The organism is Microbulbifer regidiadema (SeqCode) (assembly GCF_052466995.1).
The window spans coordinates 536,285-559,623 of the sequence record NZ_CP174297.1; the positions used below are offsets into that span (position 1 = coordinate 536,285).

The following is a 23,339-nucleotide window of genomic DNA, read 5'->3' on the forward strand; positions in this document are numbered from 1 at the left end:
ATCAGCGCTTTGTGGGTCGACTTATGGCGACGCCGGCGGCTTCGGTGACACTGGCAAAAATTTCCCACTGGGTGCTAATCAACTTTCCGGTGCGCATACAGCGCGCGTAAATCGAATTATCTAGCGGCCAGTGGTTGTGGACGAGGGGTTGGTAGAGGTCCAGTGCGCGCTGGGCGCAGCTCTGCATGGAGAAATCTCGAGCGGTTGTTCTGGCCGCTTTAATAAGCATTTGGCGGCGCTGGCTGGGGAGTTTATAAAACCAGCGTATGGCGTCGACAAAATCGCGGGTGGTCTGTTTGGCAATAAGGCGGCCGTTGATACCCGGTCTCAACATATCCCTGGAGCCATTGGCATCCAGGGCGATCACCGGTACACCAGAGGCCATGGCTTCCGAGAGTACCAACCCCTGAGTTTCAGTTGTGGAGGTAAATAGGAAGATGTTCATTGCACTGTAAACATCCCGGCGCGCATCGCCGATGACTTTTCCCGGCATATGTACCCGCGTCATCAAGTTTTTGTCGATAAAGAATTGTCGAAGCTGATTTTCCATGGGCCCGCTGCCGGCGAGCAGAAAATGTGCGCCGGGATTTTCCCGTAAAAAGGCGGCGACACACTGGCACAGGAAAATCAGGTTTTTCTCTTTTCCAAATCGCCCCAGATGTCCCAACAGGAAGGCGGATGCGGGAATTTTTAGCTGTTGCCGGACTCGCCTGCCGCAGCCCCGGGCATATTGCTCCGAGTGCACACCGGTTGGCACTTCGGCGATGGGGGTGTACACCCCCCGCTCCCGCAACAGCTTTACAATACTCAGGCTGGGCGCCAGTACCAGGGTCGCTTTATTGGCGTAGTGTGTCGCCACCTCGATGACAAAACGCTTTAGCGCCGCCGAGTCTCCCACCAGGTTGTGGGTATAGTGTTCGTACAGTGTGTGATGGGTAAAAACCAGGGGCAGTTCGCGCTCCCGTGCCGTTCGCAGGGCGCTCAGCCCTAAAAGAAAAGGGTGATGCGCATGAATGATATCCGGGCGGAATTTATCCAGCGCATCCGTCAAAACCCCGGAGAATGGCAGCGCCATAGAAAAATCGGTGCCATTAAAATTCTGGATTGAGTGAATCCGTAGAACATGCTCTTCATTCTCGGACTTTTGTGCGAATTCAGGTGCGATAACCAGAACCTGGTGCCCGCGTTTTCGATACTCCTCGCTAAAGGCCGCCACGGAGTGCGCAACGCCGCCCACGTGAGGCAGGTAGGTATTGGTGAACATTGCGATATTCACTGGGGACTCAACTCCACGCTCTGAGTGCCGTCTGAAACCAGTACAGCGCGGAAGCCGAGCGCTTTGATCGCAATCGCCGGGGGCTTGCCGTGCCAATCGGCGGCCCAGGAGACCTTGGGGCTGGGGCCCGGTTCAATTTCCAGCGTGATCAACCCAAATCGGGTAGGTGCGGGGCCAAAGCGGATGGGTTGGGGGTTGTCGCCCCCTTTGAGCCACTCCGGGGGCAGCCCCGAGATCAGTACCAGGGCGTCCTGCTCTTCGCGGACAAAGCAATTGCGCTGCATCGCCACCCACTCGGCTGCGGCCCAGGCGTGTTGCCCGTCTCCCATACACCCGCCGAAGGAGTGGGGGTGGATGGCCTCCGGCCACTGCCCGGTTGGCGAGGCCAGTTCCGCCACACTGCGCATCAGATCAATACAGCGGGAATCTCCGGCGCGCAGCAGTACCTGGGCAATATGGAGGGTGAGGTAGGCGTTAATGCCCGAGTGGATCATATCCTGGAAAAAGCCGCCGCTGACAAAACACTCTTTGATTAGATATTCGGCCAGGTCTATCAGTCGTGAATCCTCGGGGGGGTACAGTTGCAGAGGATAACCGGCGGCGATTGATCCAATGGCGCCGGCGTCCAGGCGCCGGTTTGGCGAGGCGGGCATAGCTGGGCGGCCCAGGCGTTCGCAAGCGCCCTGTAGACTCTGGTCAATGGTGCGTTGGAAGTCACGGGCCGCACTATTGAAGCGGTGGGCGCTGTCTTCCATTCCCTCGCGCGTGCAAATACTGGCGGCGCTCTGGAGTCCGGCGACCCCCCAGAAGTCGTCCCAGTAGTAGCAGTCATTGGGACCCAAGTGTTCCGCGCTAAACCCGGCGGGCAGCAGTCCGCCACAGAGGCTGCCATCTTTCGGCAGGCGCTTGCCGACAATCCACTTGGCCCCTTTAACGACAGGTTCACACCAGCTCTGCTTTAGGGGCTTGCCGGTTAATTCGCAGTAGAGATTGAAAATCCACAGGGCTTCGCCATTGGAGTCCCATTCGCCGTCCTGGGAGTGGAAGAAACCATCCCGTTTTTGCCGGTGGGGAAATTGCTCCAGAGCTCTCTCGGCGCGCTTGGTCAGCCCGGCAAACAATAGCGACTGAATCATAAATGCCGCATCCCGAAACCAGAAGCGCTTGTAGGTGTAGGGCCCCGGATAGACATCTTTGGGGGAGTGGAGGATCAGGGTGCGTATTGCCGAGTCGTAGAGAAACTGGAATTTTTCGTCGGGCACGGTGAGGGCGCAGTGACCTTCCAGCGCGTTTTCCCAGCACTGGGGGTTGCCAACACCCTCCTCAGCCAGGGGAACGGCAACTTCAATTTTGCAGGGTTTGCGGTCTTCAATGCGGAACATGGCAGCAGCGGAGGCCATGCCGATATCGCACAGCCCCTCGCGGTGGCCCTCTTTGTCCCGCAGGTGTAGGTAGATATCGCCGCCTTTGTAATTGGAGGCCAGGTGTTTATCTACCGGCTGGCTAAATTCCACCGCCGCTTTGTCCTCCACAAGCCAGCTGCGCCCGCTATCGCTCAGGCGAACCTTGTGTACGAAACTGACGCCCTCGGGGTTACAGGGGCGCAATACCACCATCAACCAGCCGCCCCCCGGGCATTGGGCATTGAGCTCCAGTACACAGCGCGGCTGGCCCTGAAGCAGGCTGGCTGCAGCTCTGTTGCGCAGCTTGAGCCCCCTGCGGTGGGATTCGGTCACTATTGCAATATTGTCCCCCAGTTCCTGGTGCTGGCTACAGAAGCTGAGCGTGGAGGGCATCAGCTCTTCGCCGCTATCACTGATCACCCAGGTATCGATAGACCAGCCATCGTAGTGGGGGGTGAGCAAGCCTCGCGGGTCGACGATCGGCAGGGCCTCACAGTCCGGTATGCCAACCGCAGTCCAGTTGCGATGGCTCAGGTTGCAGTGGCTAATGGAAAAGGCCCGGGGGATAAAGGACTTGTCGCGGGGATCGAATTGGCGCTGAATCCAGTAGGGCCACACCCAGTCCAGGTTGTGCTGGATCACCTTGCTGTTAATCAGGGCCCGGGCGTGAAATACCGCACCGGCTCGCAGCAGTTCAATGGGTTCACTCACCTCCGAGGGTTCGGCAAAGCGCTGGAGGTGCGCCATTAAGGTGAGCGGGTCAAGGAAACCGTGAGCGGTGGCAAAGCGGCGCACGAAGAAGCGCCAAGGCAGCCATTTCATCCAAGGCATCAGAGATCCTCTTCTCTAATAATTCTTTTCAGTGCACGGCGAGCCATGCGGGTGAGCCCGATAAGTGCGATGACGGCCAGGGCAAAGCCGGCAACATAAAATCCCCACTGCATGGGGGTGCGCTCCTCCACTTTGCCCAGCGAGGTGAGGTCTGCGGCGATGGAGCCGATATACACGTTGTGCAAGGTGAGGGGGATAATTCCGAGTGCATTGCCGATCACAAAATCCCGCAGTCGAACGGGGGTGAGTCCAAAGAAATAGTTCGACAGTTTGAAGGGGAATAGGGGGACCAGGCGGGTCAGCATAATCATTTGCCAGCCCTCGCGCCGAATCACTTCGCCGACTGTTGCGGGTTTGATATGTGACATTATCCACTGGGAGGCCCTCTCGCCGAGGAGATAGCGGGCGATAAGAAATGCCAGAGTGGCGCCGAGTACGGTGCCGGCAATCACCAGCAGGGTGCCTTTTATTACTCCAAATACAAATCCCGCGCCCATAGTAAAAATGACACCCGGCAGTAAAAAAATGATTGCGGCGGCCACAATAAAAATAAACAGCAAACTCGTTTGCCAGCCGCGCTCGTTGAGCCACTGCATCAACGCAATAATTTGGCTGTCCAGGTCAAAATAAACCAGCAAGCTCAGTGCCCCTGCTACGACGATAATGCAAATTGCGAGAACGAATAGAGGTAGAAACTTTACCGCCATAGGATTATCCACAGAACCGAAGGGGCACGGTTTTGATCGCCGCCATTTACTAGCCTAGTCAAAGGATGGCGACAGGCAGTGCTTCTTTATGGCGTCTCGATAGTTTCGCAGAGGGATATTGTGGTGAGATGGAATATTCCAAAAGGAAGGGTATTTTTGACTGCGCACTGTGGGGCTCGCATTGATGGAATAAAAATATATCAAGTTATTACCAATAGAAATAGGGTTCTTGGCCGATTAATGCCTGGGGTAAGCGGATAGCCGCCAGGCTGGGTTCGGCAGCCCGGTTCGAGGCTGCCAATAGATATACTTACTGAATCCCAAATTTATTGGGGTAGTGAGAAAATTTAACGGCGCCGCTGGTGCATTGTGCAAATCGTGCCGACAGCCCTTGGGACAGGATGAGACTACCCTGGGCCCCTTATTCAATTCCCGCTGTAAATAGAGGTGATCGTTGTTCGAGTGTGTGCTTGCAATACTGCTGGTTGGCGGCGGGGCCTGGGGTTATGCCGGTGCGCCGGTATTGCCCCTGGAGGATGCCATCGACTTGGCGGTGACCGCCAACTTGCGGGTTCAGACGGCGGCACTTGAAGTCAATGAGGTTGCAGATGACGTCGAGGCATTAAAGACAAGACGCTATCCCCGCCTGGAAATGGCGGCGGGTATCGCCGATAACCTGACGCGACAGCGATATACCTTTGATCGCGGTGTCTGGGTACAGAGTTCCCCGATTGGGCCCATACCGCCCGAGGATATACAGATCACCGCTAAGGAAGGTGTGAGCAAGGCGTTTTCCCTCAGCGCCACCCAGCCCATCACACAGTTGTACACCTTGGCGCTTGAGATTGGTGAAGGGGGTGTGGACAGAGAGATGGCGGCGACAAAGGTTCGCCTGGCGCAGCAGGATGTCGGCTACCTCGCTAAGGTTCAATATTTTGAAATAGACCGAATCCTCGGTGATATACAGGCTGTGGATGAAGCCATTGTCTTCCTCTCCTCCCTCAGTGAGCTTGTCGGGAACTACGTAGCACAGCAAGTTGCTCTTGAGTATGAGGTTTTGGATGTGCGGGCGCGCCTGGCACAGCGCGAGCTGGAGCGTCAGCGGCTTGTCGATGAGATGGCGACGGCGAAAGAGCGCCTCAATGCGCTGATGGATCGGGATATCGAAACGCCTTTCAATATTCAAAGTCTACCGGCTCCCCATCCTTTAACCTTTGATGTAGACACTTCATTGGGGCTCGCCTTTGCACAGCGTCCGGACCTCGCTGCATCGGAGCTGTCGGTTGAGAAGGCGGAATACAGCTATGAGGTTAAGCAGTCCGAGTATATTCCCGATGTCGCCTTAAATATTGAGTACCTAAAACTCTACGATGTGAAATTGATCCCCGATGCGGAAGCTTATATTTCCCTGGAGATGCGCTGGGAGTTTTTTGATTGGGGGCGAAAACGGGATGAGTTGTCCAGCCGTGCCAATAAAATTGTTGAAGCGGAAAAAAAGTCACAAGAGGTTCGCCAGCGCATAGCCATAGAAGTGCGCGATAGCCTGCGCCATATACGCACTGCTCAGGCGTCTGTCGGGGTTGCCCGGCAATTACAGAGCGCTTATCGAGAGAAGGTGCGGGTAATGACCAATCGTTACCGCGAGCAAGCCGCCGTTTTGAGCGCAGTTTTGGAGGCGGAAAAGCAGCTTTTTCATGCTAATAGCGATTATAACCGTGCCATCCTTTCCGTGTGGCGGGCCCTGGCTGAATATGAAAGGTCAGTGGGGGAGGTGTGATCAATGGGCAGTATCCGCCTTTGCCTGATCGCGGTACTGTTGGTTAGCGGCGCTTGTGACCGCCAGCCACCGGAAAAAATGCCTACCCCGGTCAAAGTGTTTATTGCCCACTCACAAACGGCTGCGGCGAGCTTTCTCTATTCCGCAGTCGTCAACCCCTACACCCAGGTGGATGTGGCATTTCGTACGGAGGGTTATGTGCGTGCGATCCCCACTCGTGCGGCACTGGGGCAAACCCGCCTGCTGCAAGGGGGGGATTATGTAAAGCGCCATGAGGTGCTGGCGAAGATTGATGATGAGCAGTACCGGGATCGCGTCGCTGAGGCGGCGGCAAATGTGAGTAAAGCCGAGGCAGAGCGGCGCAAGGCCGACCTGGATTACCAGCGGGCCAGCGCACTTTTTAGCTCTGCCAGTATTACCGCGCCGGAATACGACTCTGCCAGGGAGGAGTATGAAATTGCCCGGGCGGCAGTGGTGGGCACTAAAGCGCACTTGGATCGAGCGGAGGAGGAGCTGCGGGATACGGTGCTGCGCTCGCCCCTTAGCGGAATTATTCTACAGCGCAATATTGAAGTGGGCAGCCTGGTTCACGGGCAAACAGTGGGCTATGTTGTCGCCGATATCACTCGGGTAAAGGTTGTGTTTTCAGTGCCTGATTTGGTGCTGAGTTATGTGCCCCTTGGCAGTGTGGTGTCACTGCGCACCGAATCTTTGCCGGAGCAAGTATTTAAAGGCATGGTCACGGAAGTTTCACCTATGGCGGATTCCCGCACTAGAGTGTTTGCAATTACCGTCACCGTAGATAATCCCCAGGCCCATCTGCGAGTGGGCATGATTGCATCACTGGCTCTGGATAAAATACCGGCTCCAGTGAATAGGGTGATCATCCCGCTTTCCTGTCTCGTCGCGCTTCCAGGCAAGCCAGAGGGTTTTGCCGTATTTGTATTGGTGCGAGACGGGGAGACTTTACGGGCGAAAATAAGACAGGTTCACCCCGGGCAGGTACTGGGCAATGATATTGCCATTCTCCAGGGCTTAAATGAGGGCGAGCGGGTTGTCTCTACGGGGGCGGCCCAGCTTAGAGACGGGCAAGCCATAATTGTCGTGCCTTGAGGGCTAGGGAATGGCGCATCGGCAGGAAAAAAAACAGGCTGACCTTGCTGCGGTGGAAACCTATCACCGCTTTAATGCCGCACGTTTCTTTGTCGATAATCCCAGTATTTCTGCGGCCCTGCTAATCACTACCCTGATATGGGGGCTAGTGGCTTATCTGTTTATGCCGAAAAGTAAAGACCCCAATATTCCTGTGCGTATCGCGGTAGCGACAACTTATTGGCCGGGGCAACCGGCTATAAGGGTCGAGGAACTGGTTACACGGAAAGTGGAGGAGGCTATTGCTCAAAGTGAATATCTCCATGAGCCGGATTCAAGAACCTTCGCAATAAAATCCCTCACACTAAATGGCGTGTCTATGGTGCAAGTACAACTGGCACCCAAAACCGATGCGACCAAAGCGTTTAACGATCTCAACCTGAAATTGATTGAGGCACAGCAGCAACTCCCCTCTGGTGCCAGTGAAATTTCACTGAATTCAGAGTTTGGCGATACGGCGGCAATCCTGCTCAGTGTGGCTAGCCCTCGGGCGGGGCCAACGGAGATTACCTTGCGGGCAGAGGATATCGGGGAGCGTATTGCTGAAATTCGCGCGCAGGCCTCGAACAGTGAGGGACGGGTAAGTATTGTTGTCGCTCTTCCACTGTCCCGGGACAATACCTCTTCCGCCACGGGGCTGTGGATTTTTGCCAACTGGCTTGAAGCGGAGGGATACGGAACGGATTTTGAGATTTTGAATGGGGCAGGCTATTTGGGGGTGGATTTTATCTCCGATAAAAGCAGTCGCGATCTGTTGGCGGCAACAAAACGCTACTTGTCCGATAAGTTAAGTGCCCAGCGTTTCTTTCCCGATGCCTGGGAGCCTATTGTGGTACGTGATCCGGCCAATACCCGTGAACACCTGTTAAAAATTGCGGGGGCGAAATATAGCTACCGCCAGCTGGATGAATTCTCAGATCTTATCGCCGCTAATATCAGAACTATACCGGCAGTGAAAAGGGTGTTGAGAACCGGTGTGCTCACCCAGGAAGTTAAATTACTGTATTCCCAGGAGAGATTGGCCTCCTATGGGTTGCGGCCGGATATGATCGCCTCGGTTCTCAACAGCCGCAATACAACCATCCCCGGCGGCACGATTATTGCGGATGATCTGGGTGTCGCTATTATGCCCAGCGGTGAATTTACCGACTATGAAGAAATAGCGGATGTGCCGGTGGCCCTTAGTGATGCGGGAACCCCGGTATACTTGCGCGGAATAGTCGATATTGTAATGGGCTACCAGACGCCGCCGCCCCTGCTCAATTACTACGTTAACCGGGATAAAAAGGGCGAGTGGCAGCGCAGTCGCAGTATTAATCTCTCTGTGCAGATGCTGGATGGCAAGCAAATAGAACAGCTCGGGCAGAATATTACTGAGGTTCTGCAACGGGTTAGGGTTGATCTGCCTAAAGATTTAATTATCGCTCGGATTTCCGATCAGCCGCGCCAGGTGCAGGAGAGTGTAAGCCTATTTATAGCGGCATTGATTGAAGCCGTTATTTTGGTGGTTATTATTGCGTTTATCGGATTTTCCGATTGGCGATCCGCGCTGCTTTTGATGATATCGATACCGGTAACGCTGACAATGACTTTTGGGTTTATGCAGTTGTTGTCAATAGATATCCAGCAGGTATCGATTGCTGCACTGATTATAGCCCTGGGGCTTTTAGTGGATGACCCGGTTGTGGCCAGTGATGCGATCAAGCGGCAAATGACAGCGGGCAAAGCCGCTGCAATAGCCGCTTGGTTGGGGCCGACCTTACTGGCTAAGGCGATTTTTTTTGCCACTTTAACCAATATCGTTGCTTATTTACCATTTTTACTATTGAGCGGCAATCAGGGCGACTTCTTGCGTAGCCTTCCGGTGGTTATGGTTTGTGCCCTGGTGGCTTCTCGTATCGTTTCAATGACCTTTATTCCTTTTCTGGGGCATACGATATTGCGCCCACCTAAGCAAGAGACGCAAAGCCTGGAGGCGAAACGGAAATACGGACTGACGGGACGCTACTATTGGGCGGCAGGTTGGGCTATTAGTCATAGAAAGACGGTGCTTGTTATCGCCCTGGGACTGCTCGTATTGGGGGTTGTGATAAAGAGCCAGCTGCGCAATGCATTCTTTCCCGCAGATGTTCAATACCTTTTCTATGTTGATATTTGGCTGCAAAATGATGCGAGTATTGATGCAACGGATAATGTGGCAAAAACTGCCGAAGGGATGATTAGGGAAGCGATTGAGGCGTATGAGCGCAAGCATCGAAAAAGCACTGATGAACCTATTCTCGATGGGATTAGTACAACCCTGGGGGGCGGGGCGCCGCGTTTTTGGTATACGATTAATCCCCAGCAAAAACAGCCTAACTACGGGCAAATTATCGTTAAATTGAGTGATAAAAATTTAACGCCGCTACTCACGCCGATTATTCAGCGCGCGCTGTCTGAGCGTATTCCGGGGGCCGAGCTGGATGTTCGCCAATTGCAGACAAGCAATGTTGAATACCCCTTTGAGATAAGAGTGTCGGGGCGTGTGACAGTGGGAGCCGAGGAAGAGGCAAAGGATATTGCGCTCTTGCGCCAATATGCGCAAACCATTAAAACTATTGTGGAGGAGTCGTCTTACGCCCGGATTGCCCGCACTAACTGGGGAGGCAAGAGCCTGGTGTTAGAGATGAATGTCTTCGAAGATCGGGCGGCGATGTCGGGTGTTACCAATGCAGATATTGCCCTGGCCTCATCCTCTGGTTTGAGCGGAACGGCGGTGAATACCCTGCGGCAGGGAGATAGGGAAATCCCCATTGTAACCCAGCTTCGCCTGGCAGAGCGCGGCCAGCTTCAGGATGTAAATAACTTATATGTGTTTGCCGCAGATAGCGAAAACCATGTTCCCTTACGGCAAGTAGCGGAGACCTCTGTGCGCTTTGCGACGGAACGAATTTACCGCTTGGAGAAGTTTCGCACCATTAGTGTTTATGCATTCCCCTATGCTGAATTTATTTCAGCTGACATTATGGCGGATATTAAAGATGAGTTGCAGCTGCTGGCGGAATCGCTACCGGTGGGGTATCAATTGCAGGTGTCTGGAGATGCGGCAAGCACTCGGCATGGGTTTTTACAGTTGTTGATGATTATGGCGGTTTCCTCCAGTGCGATTTTTCTCGCTCTGGTATTTCAATTTAGCAGTTTGATCAAACCCCTGGTTGTCTTTGCCACAGTGCCTCTGGGTATGGTGGGCGCACTTGCCGCTCTCTTTATCACTGGGCAGCCATTTGGCTTTATGGCCTTTTTAGGAATAGTGAGCCTGATTGGGGTTATTGTCAGTCATATTATTGTTCTGTTTGATTTTATTGAGGTGCGCCATGCCGCTGGTGATTCATTGCGCCAGGCACTTCTCGATGCGGGTATCCTAAGGCTGCGTCCAATTCTGATCACGATCGCCGCAACGACTTTTGCATTGGTCCCCCTGGCGATTCACGGCGGGCCTCTCTGGCGGCCCCTGTGCTTCGCCCAGATTGGCGGTTTACTTCTGGCTACTTTTGGAACTTTATTTTTAGTGCCGGTGATCTATACAACGCTGGTAGAGGATTTAAAGTGGATCAAGTGGGGGGAGGCCGGGGCTGAAAAGGCGAGTGACTCCGGTGATTTGCCGGTCACTTGAATATTGTTAACTCCCGCTTGTTGTTTGAGGTTCGATGAAAACCCTATTTGGGAATGTATTTGAAGTTATTGTGCCTGTTTTTGTCTGTGTTCTTATTGGATACCTATTTGCCGCCAGTAAGCAAGAACTGAACACTAAAATGGTATCCAAATTGATGGCCCATATCGGTTATCCGGCCTTGATACTTGATCATATGCTGGGTCAGAAGATTGTGCTGGATAAGTTCCTGTGGATGCTGTTGGCCGCTGCCCTGATGTATTCTCTAATGGCGGTGTTTACCCTGCTGCTGCTCTCTTTGTTTAGGCAGAGTATACCGACTTACTTCTCCTGTTTGAGTATGAGTAATACCGGCAATATAGGCCTGGCTATATGTGCTTTGGCCTTCGGGCATACCGGTGGATTGTATGGGGTCGCATTTGTTGTGGTGGGCATGGTATTTGTCTTTGTAATTGCTGCTGGGGTCACTTCCGGCCGCTGGTCCGCCAGAGATATTTTCCTGAGCCCGGCTATTTACAGTGTTATCTTTTCTATAGTGGCTTTAATTTTCAATATAAGTCTGCCACAAGCGGTTATGTCTTCCCTGCATCTATTGGGGGGGATGGCGATCCCGCTAATGTTACTGACACTGGGGCACAGTCTTGCCCAAATTAAGCTGACTGATATAAAGAAAGAGTTAATCTTTGCCTTTGGGCACGTTATCCTCGGAGGGCTGGTTGCCCTTATTCTGACCAGTTTTTTTAACTTTACCGGTACCATGCGCGGGGTTCTGATTTTACAGTGCCTGATGCCCTGTGCGATTAATACCTATCTGTGGATCTCTATTTATCGCCCCGAGGATGCGGCCAAAGTATCCGGTATCATTTTTATCTCGACCCTTATGAGTATTGTTGTTCTACCTGTTGCACTCACTTACTGGGTGCAGTAATCCACAGTCGAGTCACTGACTATTGCGGTATGAGTTGGGGTGTGGCAGAGGGGCGGATTAAACTGTTCCATATTGTCACTTGGCGGCATGGAAATCGTTTTGCCACCGCAACCAGCTATCCCTGGGAGCTTACAGGCTGTAATGTCAAAACAATTTTTGCCCGAGCGCTTGTTTTGGGTATTGCCAATCATAGGGACTTTTCTATTGGCGATCTCCTCTCAGTTGCTTGCGCACTCCTCTCCGGGAGGAGATTTAACTTCTGTCGATGCCCGTCGGCCTATCAATGGGCTGCGTCAAGATGTGGTAATTCTGCCGGTGCTCTATCCGGGGGGAGTTACAGCTGGCGGGGATAGGGAAGCCCAAGTAGCACCGATTCGACACTTTGAAGGGGCTACCGCCGAGAACTTTCAAGAAAAGATTGCGCACAAGAAATATCATCAGATCTGTGACCGACAGCCCCCCGAGGGGCTGCCTCCCTGTGAAGAGGCGAGCTGGAAGTACCGGCAAGCACAGGCCTGCTTGCAGGCTAGGGAAGCCTGGGAAAAGCGCTGGGGCAGGCCCGAGACCCGGGCTCCCCACGCGAGAGCCCTGAAGAATGTCAGGGCCAGGCTCAAAAACGCCCGCGCAAACAGGGCGCGCTCTTGCGGTATATAGCCGCGATCCCCTGTTTGTTTTGTGCGCGCTATATGCCTTGCGGGAACAGAGCTGCGTTGCAAAAGCGCTCCGTGTAAACTAAGGAAAATTCTACAGCTGCCAAATAGGCCTCTTTTGAAAGGACGTATATTACTCACCGGCGCCAGTGGCTTTGTCGGAACCGCACTCTTATCACAGCTGCGCAAAGTCGGTTATCCGGTCTTGCCGGTGTATCGCCGCGAGACTGAGGGGGGCTTTCAGATTGCTGACCTGTCCAGCAATACAGACTGGAGCGATGCACTGGTCGATATAGATACGGTGATTCACACCGCTGCACGCGTTCATGTGATGGAGGAAACCGCTGCTAATCCCCTGGCCGAATTCCGCCGGGTGAATGTCGAGGGGACTATCAAGTTGGCACAGCAGGCGGCTTCAGCGGGAGTTAGGCGCTTTATTTATCTCAGTTCCATCAAGGTTAACGGTGAGTCCACCGACAACCGGGTCCCATTTAACGCGGATGAGCAGTGTGAGCCCCTTGATCCTTATGGGCTTTCAAAGAAGGAGGCGGAAGAGGCGCTGCTTGAGCTGGCTGGCTCTAGCGGAATGGAAGTGGTTATTATTCGCCCACCGCTGATCTATGGCCCGGGGGTAAAGGCAAACTTTCAATCGATGATGCGCTGGCTGAGCCGGGGTGTTCCGCTGCCGCTCGGGGCGATCAACAATCGCCGAAGCCTGGTGTCTATGGGTAATTTGGTGGACTTGGTACGCGTCTGTATTTCTCACCCCAGTGCGGCAAATCAAGTGTTCCTGGTCTCTGACGATATGGATGTATCGGTCACCGATCTGCTGCGCGGCCTTTCCTGTGCCCTGGGCTGCAATGCCCGCCTGCTGCCGGTCCCGCAATTACTGCTGACCAGTATGCTCAAGGTGATAGGGAAGGGGGCAATTGCCGAGCGTTTGTGTGGATCACTGCAAGTTGATATCGCCAAAACCAAAGAGCTGCTCGACTGGACCCCGCCGATGGCCCTGGGGGAAGGCCTGGCCAGTGCGGCACAGGCTTATTGTCAGGCGGGAACGTCCAAATCGCCACAGAAGAGCCGTTAGGCAAGGATTGTGGTGAGAGGGAGGGGGACTACCCCTCGTAGTTAACAACAGCGGCGTAAAAGCCCAATAGATAACTGGCGGGAACCTCGATAGTGGAGCTGTGCCCGGACTTTGCTCCCAATTTTAGCGCGAGCTTATCCCGCTCCTGCACCGCAGCCAGTATTTGTTCCTGGGTGAGAGCAATATCCAGAACCTCTTCGAGCATACACGTGCTGCGACTGAAACACTGTAGGACATTCCTATCAATAGGCGCGGTTTCTACGGATTGCCCACCATTTAACTCGGCGAATTCGTAGTTGCGCCATGCTTGGCGATAGGTGAGATTGACCCGGAGGTGATAGCGAATGGGTGCATCGCTAGCGGGTTCGAAAGCGCGGAGGCTGTAGTAATAGAGATTAAAGTCAGAGCCATCAGTGGTGGCCTGTAAGTGAGGGCCTGAGAATTGGGTGCCGGGGTTTTTCTCATCCACCTGGATAGATACCGCCTGCCTGACTTCCCCAGCCGTTTTTTCTGAGATATGGGTGACCGAGCTACAGCCAGCCAATACAATCGCAGCCAGAGTCAGTGTAAATTTGGTCATAGGCCTTCCCTGTTTTCTTTCGGACTTCTTTGGGGGCGGCAGTATCGCACAACTGGGGCCTGGGCAGGAACTGCGAGGCGAAGATTGCCACCTTATGGTTGAGACCTAACGGTACAAACTGAAGCCCCTTCGAATATTTATCTGCACCACCAAGGTGGCATGAAAAGATAAGACCGGGTGGGGCTGTGTTCGGTGGATATCGGTAGTGTTTCTTTAGGCGCATTAGAGTAAGTTTAGGGGTGGGGTTTTTCCCCGGCTATGATCACCGAATCCGCTGGTACCAGGGTATCTCCAAAAGGGATCATTTGCTCATCAAAAGAGTAGGATTCAATGGCATCAAAACCGGCATTTTGCATAAGAGATTCTATTTCACTGGTGTTGCGTATATGAAAATCAAATTGGGTAAAGGGTAGTTTTTTCAGTGATTTATCTGAGCGAATAGAAAAGACTACCCGGCCTCCAGGTTTGATCCAGTTAATAATGTGGGTAAAGAATTCCAATAAATCTTCGATAAAATACAGGATGTTAACCCCTATAATACCGTCAACACTTTCAGCTTTTAGCTGAACTTCCAGGCAATCACCGCAAATAACTTCTGTGGTGCAGGGTTTATTTATTATGGCGCTTTGAAGCTCGCCGGCCATAGTTTCTGACATCTCAATGCCCAGATAATGTCCATCGGCCCCAAGGGCATCTAATATCGGTAGGGAGAGCAGCCCGTTGCCTGGCCCGATCTCAACGATTGATTCAGCTTGTTGGGGAGATAGCTTCTCAATGGTTTGCTGGGTAATAATTTGGTTGAGAATATTCATTTTATTGCCCATATCAACACCTGCCTCCCCTTTGGGGCATGAGAGTTGACTGGCAATAAATTGTGGATCTTGGTCTTGCATGGATACAACCTTTGTTGCTGATGCTATTTTCTGAGGCGATTCGAATGATAGCGGATTAATTATATCTCTAAAATTGTTAGTTTTGCCGAGATAAAACTTGTTCGCTTGTACTATTTTGCAGGCTCTCCTTTGTATTTCGAAGTTGAGCCTTGTGTGAGTCGGGGAGGCGTGTGTTACAGGTATAGAGAGATGCGGCATATTACCGGCCTTACGATCAATTGCGGTGCTAATTGATCGCAAGGCCGACAGACTATTTCGACAGAAGTATCAGACCGTGTGGCTAGCAGCAGTGAGAGGTCGTAGTTCTTTCGGAGTCAATAGAATTTTGAGCTTGTGTGCAGGTATTGCTTTCACTTCCCGGGAAATTGAGTTTAACGCTGCGGGCGGCCTCATAATTTCCAGCAAGCTTATCGGCAATAGAGCGAACCTGTTCATATCCAGTCAGCATAAGGAATGTGGGGGCTCTGCCATAGGATTTTATGCCAGCGATATAGAAGTTCTCATCGTGATGAGATAGCTCCTCGGCACCATGTGCTTTTACTGAGCCACAAGAGTGGAGGTTGGGATCTATCATGGGGGCGAGGGCTTTTGGGGCCTCTACGATATGGTCGATATCGAGCCTTATCTCACGCAGCATTTGTAGGTCGGGGCGAAACCCGGTAGCGACGATAATGCGGTTGACCGTTATTTCCTGGTCTTCGCCACCGCTGGTTAAACTGACAAGAAGTTCTGTGCCCTCTCTTTTGATTTGTTTTATCTGTATTTGCGGCAGTAGTTCCAGTAGCTTACTGTCGATGGCGTTTTTGGCTGCGATACCCAATTCTTTTCTCGCGGGAACCTTATCGTTGATGCCACTGCCTAGGAGTTTTTCAATATCATTTTTTCGCATACCCCAGCTGATGCGTGTGTCAGCTTCGCTTTTCTGAAGATTGATAAGTGCGAGAGCGATATTCATGGCGGAATGCCCAGCACCGAGAATCAGAGTGTGCTTGTTCCTATATTTTTGTTTGTCGGTACCGATAATGTCGGGTATTCCGTAAGTAATAAGGTCGCGATTCTCAATCTCACCGGGTACGGGAAGTCCGTCTCGCCCAATGGGGGTGGGGTTGGACCAGGTTCCTGAGGCGTCGATGATCGCTTTTGCATACTGGATATGGGTATTGCCAGAAGCATCCTTGTAGTGAACGGTGTAGAGAGCCTTGTCGCGATTTGTTGAGGTGTGCTTGCTATGGTTTTCCCGGGATATTGCTGTCACTTCGGCAGAGTAGGTAATTACTGTTTTTAATTCGGGGGTTGTGGCGGCTGGGGTTAAATACTTATCCACTATTTCACGGCCTGTGGGTAGCTGCTCTTTATCGGGGTAGGTCCAGCCATTTTTCTTAAGCAAGGTAGCCACAGCCTTATCAATCACATAGGGCCAGGGAGTAAATACCCGAACATGCCCCCACTCTAATATAGCGCTACCAACGGAGATCCCCTTCTCTAAAACCAGTGGCTTTAAGTTTCTCGACAGGAGTTGTGCGGCAGCGGCAATTCCAATCGGACCTGCACCAACAATAATGGCATCGTGTATCTTGTTCATCAGTCAGTACCTTTAAAATATCTGGTGTTAAAACAGAAGGGTGTACAGATAGCCGGCTGTAACAGCCATACCTAAAACAACGGTTAAAAATGCTGCGATCATCTGGGTTCTAAAGATGGATTTCAGCAGGATAACCTCTGTTAGGCTGGCGCCGGCACTACCGATAATGAGCGCCATTACCGATCCGAGAGCCATACCTTTCTGTACTAAGCCTGCACTCAGGGGAATAACAGCAGAGGCGCGAATATAGAGTGGAATGCCGATAATGGCTGCAATTGGGATTGCGTACCATTTATTGTCACCGGCATAGGTTACGATTAAATCAGTCGGTACAAATCCGTAAATGAAGGATCCCAGAGTGATACCGAGTAGTAGGTAGGGAAGGGTTTTCTTAAAGTCTTTCCAGGTGGAGTGCCAGATACTGATCCAGCGATTGGGCTGCTGGGTTTCTATTTTATCCGCTGCGCAGCTGTTGCCCGCTGAAGTACCGGCTCCGCAGGTCGAAGTGGTTTCGGTATTGGTCGTGAGTGATGGACTAGCGACTGCTGCTGCGGGCACTGTGCTTGCAGTCGCTAATTCAGCTTTATTAAATAGTGGATTGGTACCTGTTTCCTTTTTATCTGTGGGGGAGCTGGAATTATTGTTGCTTGATTCCCGGTAGGCTTCATCGCGGACAAAGCGCTCGAATCCGAGCTTTTCTAAAACAAATCCCGCAGTAATGGATACCGCCATTGCCAGAGAGAAGTAGAAGATTGCCACATTAAGGCCGAAAGTAACGACCAGTAATCCGATAACTACCGGGTTGAGTAGGGGGCTGGAAAATAGGAATACCAGCATTGGCCCGAAGCCGGCGCGGGCTCGGAGTAATCCTTTTAAAAAGGGGATGGTTGAGCATGAGCAGAAAGGTGTAATGGCACCGAGGAGCGCAGCTATCACATAGCCTCGGCCATTACGTGAACTGAGGGTTGCCTGAATTTTTTCAGGGGTAATGTATTGCTGTAATACGCCAACAAGGTAGCTGACCGCTAGAAACAGGACTGTTAACTCAACTGCAAGAAAAGCAAACATAGAGAGAGCTTCTTCGAGCATGGATGCAAACTCTGGGGACATTGTTTCAACTCCTTAGTTAAAGATTTGATGTTTCTAGAATTGCCGAAATGATGAGCGGCGTCAATATATTTCTATAAAAGTGGAAATAACCTTTAGGGTTGCTGGGAGAGTACTTCTATGGAGTGACTAGTGGGTGTTGGGCAATATTGAGCATTAGTGAATCTAAGACACCATTGCCGCTGTGCACACCGCCCTCAGTCGCCCGGGATGATTTACTTCGGGTCAAATAGCCAGCGTAACCCTGTTCTAAAGTGGCTGGTTTGCCGTTGCTGAGAATTGTGAACAGACCTATTTCGCTGATCAAATCATCTAGCAGGTGCGGTTCGGAATTTCTGACTATCAGAGCGGGGCCGCTTCTAGGAGCGGGGTTTAAGCGCTGCATCAGTGCCCAGGCGGGGTACTCGCCTATTGAGAGCTGCTTGAGTTTTGGCATGATATCGCGGTCAAAAATACAGTGCCCACCGCCTTCTCCCTGGTTTTTGAGAACCCAGTGAGCGGAATCCTGCTTGCTGAACCACTCCAGCGTATCTGCTGATATTGGTCTTATGTCGCCGAGTAATGATTTGATGGAGATAGCTTCATCTAGAGACAGGTTAAAGCGTGTTAGCTCCTGTGCAGGCATGGATGAAAGGGTCATTTGTACGCGCTTACTGGTGGCCAGCTGTTGGCTCACGGTTGCATTGATTGCGACTCGGTGGTTCTCAAGCAATATCCGCGTTTGCATCAGTGTTTCACAGCAGCGTTCGCCATCCAGGTCTTTAGCGACATAATCGCAGTAGTTATAGCCAGTTCGTAAATAAACGCAGTCTATGGGGCCTACCCCCTGTAGAAGCAGCCTGTTGCCGGGGCCGCTGGCTAGACTCTCGTTAAGTTCGCGAAAGGTCTTGCGTACCGTGCGCACCCCTTTTTCTGCTAAGGCATATTCGAGCAGATGCTGGTCGAAGATATTATCTTCGTCTTCCTGAACCACCATTAAAAAAACTGGGCTGCCGCCATCTTTAAATTCATTTTTAATGGTGCTTGCCGCTTCGGCAAGGCCTTGGGATAGCCTTTCGATACTGGGGTTATCAATCAGTGGGCCATAAGGGGGCTTGGACCAAGTCGTATAAGGCTCTGGATAGTGTGACTGGATAAATTGATGCAACTCGTGAATACGCTGCCCGAATGGTCCCATTCCTGCGGCGATCCCGTTGAATTCAACCAGCTTTGGACCGTGATCTATATCGTCCATAAAGTCACTCCTCATAATCAGGAGGGGGAGGCGCGCGGCATCCTTGATTTGCTGATGCATGACTAGCAGGGCACTAAAGAATGCGTCGCCCTGAGCGACGGGGCTGATGGCTTCGTGAAGGAATTGGTGATCCTCTGAGACTGTATGGATAAGTCTTGCCAGAAGAGGTGCCGCTTTCTTTAGTGCCTCAAAATGATCGAGATCTATAGTACTGGGAGTGAAGCTAAAGGGGACATGGATCGCAGAGCCATCGCTCTTCTTGAACGCGAGGCCGTGGGCAAGTCCCCACTCCGCAGCTTCACCGGCAGCCTGGACGGTATTAGGCTGGATAGTCTGCATGGTTTCTCTCCTTATCGACAGTAATGGCCACAAGGTCATCTGTATAATTAATATCTATGATTCTAGATTAATCGAAATATGTGAGTGTAGTAAAGCCCCGAGATTTAGAGGTTGATCTCAACTTACGCGAGAGCGTTGACCAGGGTTGATTGTTTTTTGGGCGCTTAGTCTATTGGCACTTATAAGCTGGCTGTCTGGGAGGGGGCGGGTAGCTCCGGAATGCGATTAATAGGGGCTGTCCGGAGCAAAGCTAGGGTCATTCAGTGTTGATCTTGCAGTGTGCACTTGGCGTCAGGGTACTTTATCGATGAATTGAAATCATCATGACAGCACTCATCTTGCAAAAACTGAATAACTTCAATTAAGTGCTGATACTCTGCCACACAGTAAAGAGTGCGACTCTCGCGTCGCTGAGAGACCAGCCCCGCTGAAACCAGACTTGATATATGGTGAGAGAGGGTTGAGCCGGGGATGTCTAGTTGTTCCTGAATACTGCCTACAGGAATACCCGGTAAACCGGCTTTGACGACCTTTTTGTAAATCAATAGCCGGGTTGGGTGTCCGAGCTCTTTGAGTGACTTGGCTGCTTCTTCGATTTCCATCACGATTTGATCATAAATTCTGCATTTATCGAAATATATACAGTTTAGTGCTAAAGATAAAGTTTTCCTGATCTATTTGGGGAGCCATAAGTCTTTCAGTCCCTGGAGAACCTGAGTTTTGACTGATGATGTATGCCGGAGAGGGCAGAGGTGATGATATCTGCTCCGAAGTGATATCAGCATTCAGGGGTGTGATGATTAGATTCTCTCTCTTAGACGATGAGTAATTTTCATATAAACGCTACAGGCACTTGGTGATAGTTTGCTGTATTAAACGGTTGTTGCTTAGCTCCTCAAGGCATCAAATGGCTGGGAGAAGTGGTGGCTGGGTATGGCTTCCATATTCTTTTGCTCTTTGGCGAGCTTATTTCAGGCCTTCGTTTTGAAAACCATGAATGTAGGTATGGTCTATGCGATCTGGTCTGGAGTCGGGATAGCACTTGTCTGTGCAGCATCTGTTTTTATTTGGCAGCAGAAATTTGACACCTACGCGATTTCTGGTATTGCGCTGATATTTATGGGGACAGCTCTGATTACGGTAAAATCTAGCGTTTTTACCTCCTAGGAAGCCCTGAATAATTTAGCAATATTTATTGGCGGTGAAGATAGTGTAGAGCGCCATACATCAGGTGATTGCAGCAAAAGGTGCCGGCAGTATCGGATATATCTGCCGGAACGCCAGTGTTTCGCATGGCCATTACCATTGCGCGGATAGGAAGTGTGCTTCGATAGGCCACTGGACCATTTTGTACCGTTGCTTCCCCCTGTATTTCAACCCCCCGATTATCTTTTAGATGATATCTGGTGAAATCGTTATAATTTTGTGCAATTCTCTCGATAGTAATCGTTGCGCGGCCACTGTATTCCCCCAGCATCACTACTAATTGAGGTTTTATCGTCTTAATTGCAGCGGTAACAAGATCAATACTTTCAAAGAAATTATTGGGCACTAAAAGGCCTTGAATATCACAGTTGGATATTTGTGTGCCATCCAGTAAGCGCATAACGGATTCAGCGGGATTTATCGGGGTGTTACCGAAGGGCTCGAAGCCGGTTAGCAAAACAGTAGGCATTTTGATCGTTCATTAAAGCTCAGTTGCTGGGATTTTATCGCTGGTAATTCAGGCTAGGTTACTAAACCCAACCTCTCCATAAAAGTAAATTTGTCCCAGTCAACCCAGCTTTCCACTAGTTTTCCATCCTGATATCGATCGGTGTGGACACCGGTCCAGCTACTGATTTTTCCCGTAGCTTCATACTGTTGAAATTTTTTACTGTGGGTTGCCGTCAGTTTCCAGCGGGTGCAGACATAGTCCCCTTCAGCTACTTGTAGCAGAACTTCCATTTTTACATTGGAAAAGCCTTTGTGAAATTCTGTGACAAGTTTCTGCCAGTCCTGCGTGGATAGCACGGAGGTGCCGCCACCGGCATAGGGCATTTGATGGTTCTTATAATCGGAGGAGAGATAGGCCGTGGCTTTATGAGGCGCATTGTCACCCCATAATTCCAATAGAGACCTCGATATTTCTTTGTGCTTATTCGTCATTTTAATTCCATTGCTGGTGAGGGTGGGATTAGCCCAAGCATAGTTCAGGATTTCATACTGGAAGGGGAGGGCTGCATGGTACTTTAGTTATTGCTGCCAGTATGGCTCTATACCAAGCTACAGTCTCCATAAGATAGGCTTCATTGAGGAATAGCATGACAAAAGTATGCTAACCTGCTGAAATGTCAGTGGATGCGGTAATTGTAATCACTTAGTAGAATTTTAATGACTTTATTTAAGGGCGCTGCGCAATTTTTATCATTTGCGTGGTGATTACTTATACGCTTTGTTCAAATATTTTTTACCGTCGCTGTTTGTTACTCTGAAAAGATATGCTGTTTATCGATATTTGCCACTTTGTAGATGGTACGATTGTGGATGGCTTTGCGGATCGATTAAAGTGACAGCTTGTTAGAGAGGCGCCACCGAACAAGACCTGAATAGCTCTTGCTGTCTCTCCAGCCTCAATTGATAATTCAGGCAATAAAATTTTAACTTGTCTTCCTTTGAACGGATTCATTCTCAAGATGATTAGAAAGTACAATAAAAATGATTACTCAAGTGTGCTGGATATTTATGCGCGCTCAAAGCTAGATGAGCTGCGCTTTGAAAGTCGAAATTTTAACCTGCTTCCGCTGGATAAAGATCAAAAGCGTTTGGCTCAGCTGATGGAGTCAGATATTTATGTTTATGAAAATAGTGAGGTTGTTGGCTATGGGGCTCGATATAAGAATGAGATTCGAGCGCTGTTTGTTCATCCCTCGGTGCGAGGTCAAGGTATAGGAAAGGAGTTGTTGGAGCACCTGCTGGGAGAAATCAACGGGGAAGTTCGCTTACAGGTTGCCAAGACCAATGATCCGGTGAAAAACCTGTATCGCAAGTATGGTTTCGTGGTGACCGGAGAGCTAGAGACCACCTATAGCGGGGTTCCCGTTCTGGCTAATCAAATGGTCCGCCCGTCAAGTGCCGGCTAAATTCCGCAGAAAAGTACCTTAGCGGGCATTGCTGTGGAAGCTGTCCGCCAAAAATTGCCAAAAGGCATCCAGCTTGGCAGAGGCTGCCCTTCGCTGTTGGTAAACCGCAAAAAGAGGCCTACTCGGTTGCTGCCAATCCGGCAGGATCTGCACCAGGTTTCCCGCAGCAATATCCCGCTCTACCAGATAGTCATAGAGGCAGGCTATTCCAGCCCCGGACAGCGTCGACTGGTAGAGCGCATAGTAGTTATTGCTGGAGAAGTGGGGGTTGGGGGCGATAGTGATTGCTTCCTGCCCTTTTTGGAAGGCCCAAGACACGGGAACATGGCTGTACTTGTAGCACAGCAGCTTGAATGTATTGAGTTGCTCTGGGGAGGAAAGTGAATCAAGTGCGGCTAAATAGTCTGGGGCTGCCACCAGAAGACGCTGGTGTTGACCAATCTGTTGTGAATAGAGTGTTGAGTGGGCTGGGGCAGGTTGGGAGCGCAATGCCAAGTCAAATCCCTCTCCCGTGAGGTCCCGCAGTTGGTCATCCAGGATCAGGTCGAGGCGGATATCTGGATACCTGGAAGTAAACTGCGCCAGTCGCGGTGCCAGCCAAAATTGTCCCAGAGCCGTTGGGACTGTGACTCGCAGCAAGCCGGAAGGCTGCCCCTTGGTACTATGCAAGCGCTCTTCCACTTCTCGCAAATCAGTAAGGATACGCTCTGTCGTTTCCAGGTAATCCCGCCCCGCATCCGTCAGGCTTTGAGCGCGAGTGGTGCGGTGAATCAAGCGAGTGCCCAACCGCTGCTCCAATTGCTGGATGGCTTTACTCACCGCAGACACGGTTGATCCCAACTCTCGCGCAGCACGGGTAAAAGAGCCCTGCCTCGCCACTGTATTGAATACCTGAATTAAGTGAAACCGGTCCAGAGAAGCCTCCAATAGTTTCCTGTTGGGAAATAGTGAATATCAATATCCTACCATTAACGCACCTTTGGGAAAAAGTGACAATACCCCAGTAGACTGACGAGTAAAAG

The 23,339-nt window shown here is 51.3% G+C and carries 19 protein-coding genes and 1 pseudogene; 8 read left to right on the forward strand and 12 right to left on the reverse strand.

From position 1 onward, the window contains the following. Window position 1: 1 nt before the first annotated feature. From ACJJIK_RS02310 to ACJJIK_RS02320, 3 genes are read right to left on the reverse strand one after another with little or no spacing between them, the layout of a single operon-like run. Window positions 2–1,276, reverse strand: coding sequence for a glycosyltransferase (locus tag ACJJIK_RS02310; RefSeq protein ID WP_444944074.1), 1,275 nt, complete (start codon window positions 1,274–1,276; stop codon window positions 2–4). Next, entirely contained in the window at window positions 1,273–3,510 is a 2,238-nt protein-coding gene (locus ACJJIK_RS02315; RefSeq protein ID WP_444944075.1) for a hypothetical protein, read from the reverse strand. The genes ACJJIK_RS02310 and ACJJIK_RS02315 overlap by 4 nt, the downstream gene beginning before the upstream one ends. Next, window positions 3,510–4,217, reverse strand: coding sequence for a TVP38/TMEM64 family protein (locus ACJJIK_RS02320; protein ID WP_444931365.1), 708 nt, complete (start codon window positions 4,215–4,217; stop codon window positions 3,510–3,512). Before ACJJIK_RS02320 ends, ACJJIK_RS02315 begins: the two co-directional genes overlap by 1 nt. Before the next feature lie 454 nt (window positions 4,218–4,671). Between ACJJIK_RS02320 and ACJJIK_RS02325 the strand changes: the two genes are divergently transcribed. The 6 genes from ACJJIK_RS02325 (at window position 4,672) to ACJJIK_RS02350 (ending at window position 13,460) form a co-directional block, all read left to right on the forward strand. After that, complete coding sequence (locus tag ACJJIK_RS02325; protein WP_444944076.1) at window positions 4,672–5,994, forward strand: TolC family protein; 1,323 nt, start codon at window positions 4,672–4,674, stop codon at window positions 5,992–5,994. A 3-nt stretch (window positions 5,995–5,997) separates the two neighbouring features. Beyond that, window positions 5,998–7,107 (forward strand): efflux RND transporter periplasmic adaptor subunit, encoded by a 1,110-nt coding sequence (locus ACJJIK_RS02330; protein WP_444944077.1) that lies wholly within the window; start codon window positions 5,998–6,000, stop codon window positions 7,105–7,107. A 10-nt stretch (window positions 7,108–7,117) separates the two neighbouring features. After that, window positions 7,118–10,798 carry an efflux RND transporter permease subunit gene (locus ACJJIK_RS02335; RefSeq protein WP_444944078.1) on the forward strand — a complete coding sequence of 1,227 codons (3,681 nt, stop codon included), beginning with the start codon at window positions 7,118–7,120 and terminating at the stop codon, window positions 10,796–10,798. Between the two features lie 34 nt (window positions 10,799–10,832). Continuing rightward, complete coding sequence (locus tag ACJJIK_RS02340) at window positions 10,833–11,723, forward strand: AEC family transporter (RefSeq protein WP_444931361.1); 891 nt, start codon at window positions 10,833–10,835, stop codon at window positions 11,721–11,723. 141 nt (window positions 11,724–11,864) lie between these two features. After that, window positions 11,865–12,377 (forward strand): hypothetical protein, encoded by a 513-nt coding sequence (locus ACJJIK_RS02345; RefSeq protein WP_444944079.1) that lies wholly within the window; start codon window positions 11,865–11,867, stop codon window positions 12,375–12,377. Window positions 12,378–12,491: 114 nt separating this feature from the next. Then, window positions 12,492–13,460: a UDP-glucose 4-epimerase family protein gene (locus tag ACJJIK_RS02350; RefSeq protein ID WP_444944080.1), complete on the forward strand. Its 969-nt coding sequence runs from the start codon at window positions 12,492–12,494 to the stop codon at window positions 13,458–13,460. 28 nt (window positions 13,461–13,488) lie between these two features. On the opposite strand, the gene ACJJIK_RS02355 is transcribed toward ACJJIK_RS02350, so the two are convergent. The 6 genes from ACJJIK_RS02355 to ACJJIK_RS02380 form a co-directional block, all read right to left on the reverse strand. Further along, entirely contained in the window at window positions 13,489–14,040 is a 552-nt protein-coding gene (locus ACJJIK_RS02355) for a hypothetical protein (RefSeq protein ID WP_444944081.1), read from the reverse strand. Window positions 14,041–14,273: 233 nt separating this feature from the next. After that, window positions 14,274–15,131 (reverse strand): class I SAM-dependent methyltransferase, encoded by an 858-nt coding sequence (locus ACJJIK_RS02360; RefSeq protein ID WP_444944082.1) that lies wholly within the window; start codon window positions 15,129–15,131, stop codon window positions 14,274–14,276. An 82-nt stretch (window positions 15,132–15,213) separates the two neighbouring features. Then, a complete protein-coding gene (locus ACJJIK_RS02365) occupies window positions 15,214–16,515 on the reverse strand; it encodes an NAD(P)-binding domain-containing protein (protein ID WP_444944083.1) in 1,302 nt (433 codons plus the stop codon). 27 nt (window positions 16,516–16,542) lie between these two features. Further along, window positions 16,543–17,625 (reverse strand): permease, encoded by a 1,083-nt coding sequence (locus ACJJIK_RS02370; protein ID WP_444944084.1) that lies wholly within the window; start codon window positions 17,623–17,625, stop codon window positions 16,543–16,545. A 115-nt stretch (window positions 17,626–17,740) separates the two neighbouring features. Next, window positions 17,741–19,195, reverse strand: a complete 1,455-nt coding sequence (locus ACJJIK_RS02375; protein ID WP_444944085.1) for a hypothetical protein — start codon at window positions 19,193–19,195, stop codon at window positions 17,741–17,743. Window positions 19,196–19,455: 260 nt separating this feature from the next. Beyond that, complete coding sequence (locus tag ACJJIK_RS02380; protein WP_444931353.1) at window positions 19,456–19,797, reverse strand: ArsR/SmtB family transcription factor; 342 nt, start codon at window positions 19,795–19,797, stop codon at window positions 19,456–19,458. A gap of 301 nt (window positions 19,798–20,098) precedes the next feature. Between ACJJIK_RS02380 and ACJJIK_RS02385 the strand changes: the two are divergent. Next, window positions 20,099–20,362, forward strand: a pseudogene (locus ACJJIK_RS02385) (DMT family transporter); the annotation flags it as partial. 25 nt (window positions 20,363–20,387) lie between these two features. Here ACJJIK_RS02385 and ACJJIK_RS02390 read toward each other — a convergent pair. After that, on the reverse strand, window positions 20,388–20,870 hold the full coding sequence (locus tag ACJJIK_RS02390; RefSeq protein ID WP_444944086.1) for a pyroglutamyl-peptidase I family protein: 483 nt from the start codon (window positions 20,868–20,870) through the stop codon (window positions 20,388–20,390). Window positions 20,871–20,923: 53 nt separating this feature from the next. Further along, window positions 20,924–21,343, reverse strand: coding sequence for an ester cyclase (locus ACJJIK_RS02395; protein WP_444944087.1), 420 nt, complete (start codon window positions 21,341–21,343; stop codon window positions 20,924–20,926). Between the two features lie 527 nt (window positions 21,344–21,870). On the opposite strand from ACJJIK_RS02395, the gene ACJJIK_RS02400 reads away from it, so the two are divergent. Further along, window positions 21,871–22,317 (forward strand): GNAT family N-acetyltransferase, encoded by a 447-nt coding sequence (locus tag ACJJIK_RS02400; RefSeq protein WP_444944088.1) that lies wholly within the window; start codon window positions 21,871–21,873, stop codon window positions 22,315–22,317. An 18-nt stretch (window positions 22,318–22,335) separates the two neighbouring features. Here ACJJIK_RS02400 and ACJJIK_RS02405 read toward each other — a convergent pair whose 3' ends face one another. Further along, on the reverse strand, window positions 22,336–23,244 hold the full coding sequence (locus ACJJIK_RS02405) for a LysR family transcriptional regulator (RefSeq protein WP_444944089.1): 909 nt from the start codon (window positions 23,242–23,244) through the stop codon (window positions 22,336–22,338). Between the last annotated feature and the right edge of the window lie 95 nt (window positions 23,245–23,339).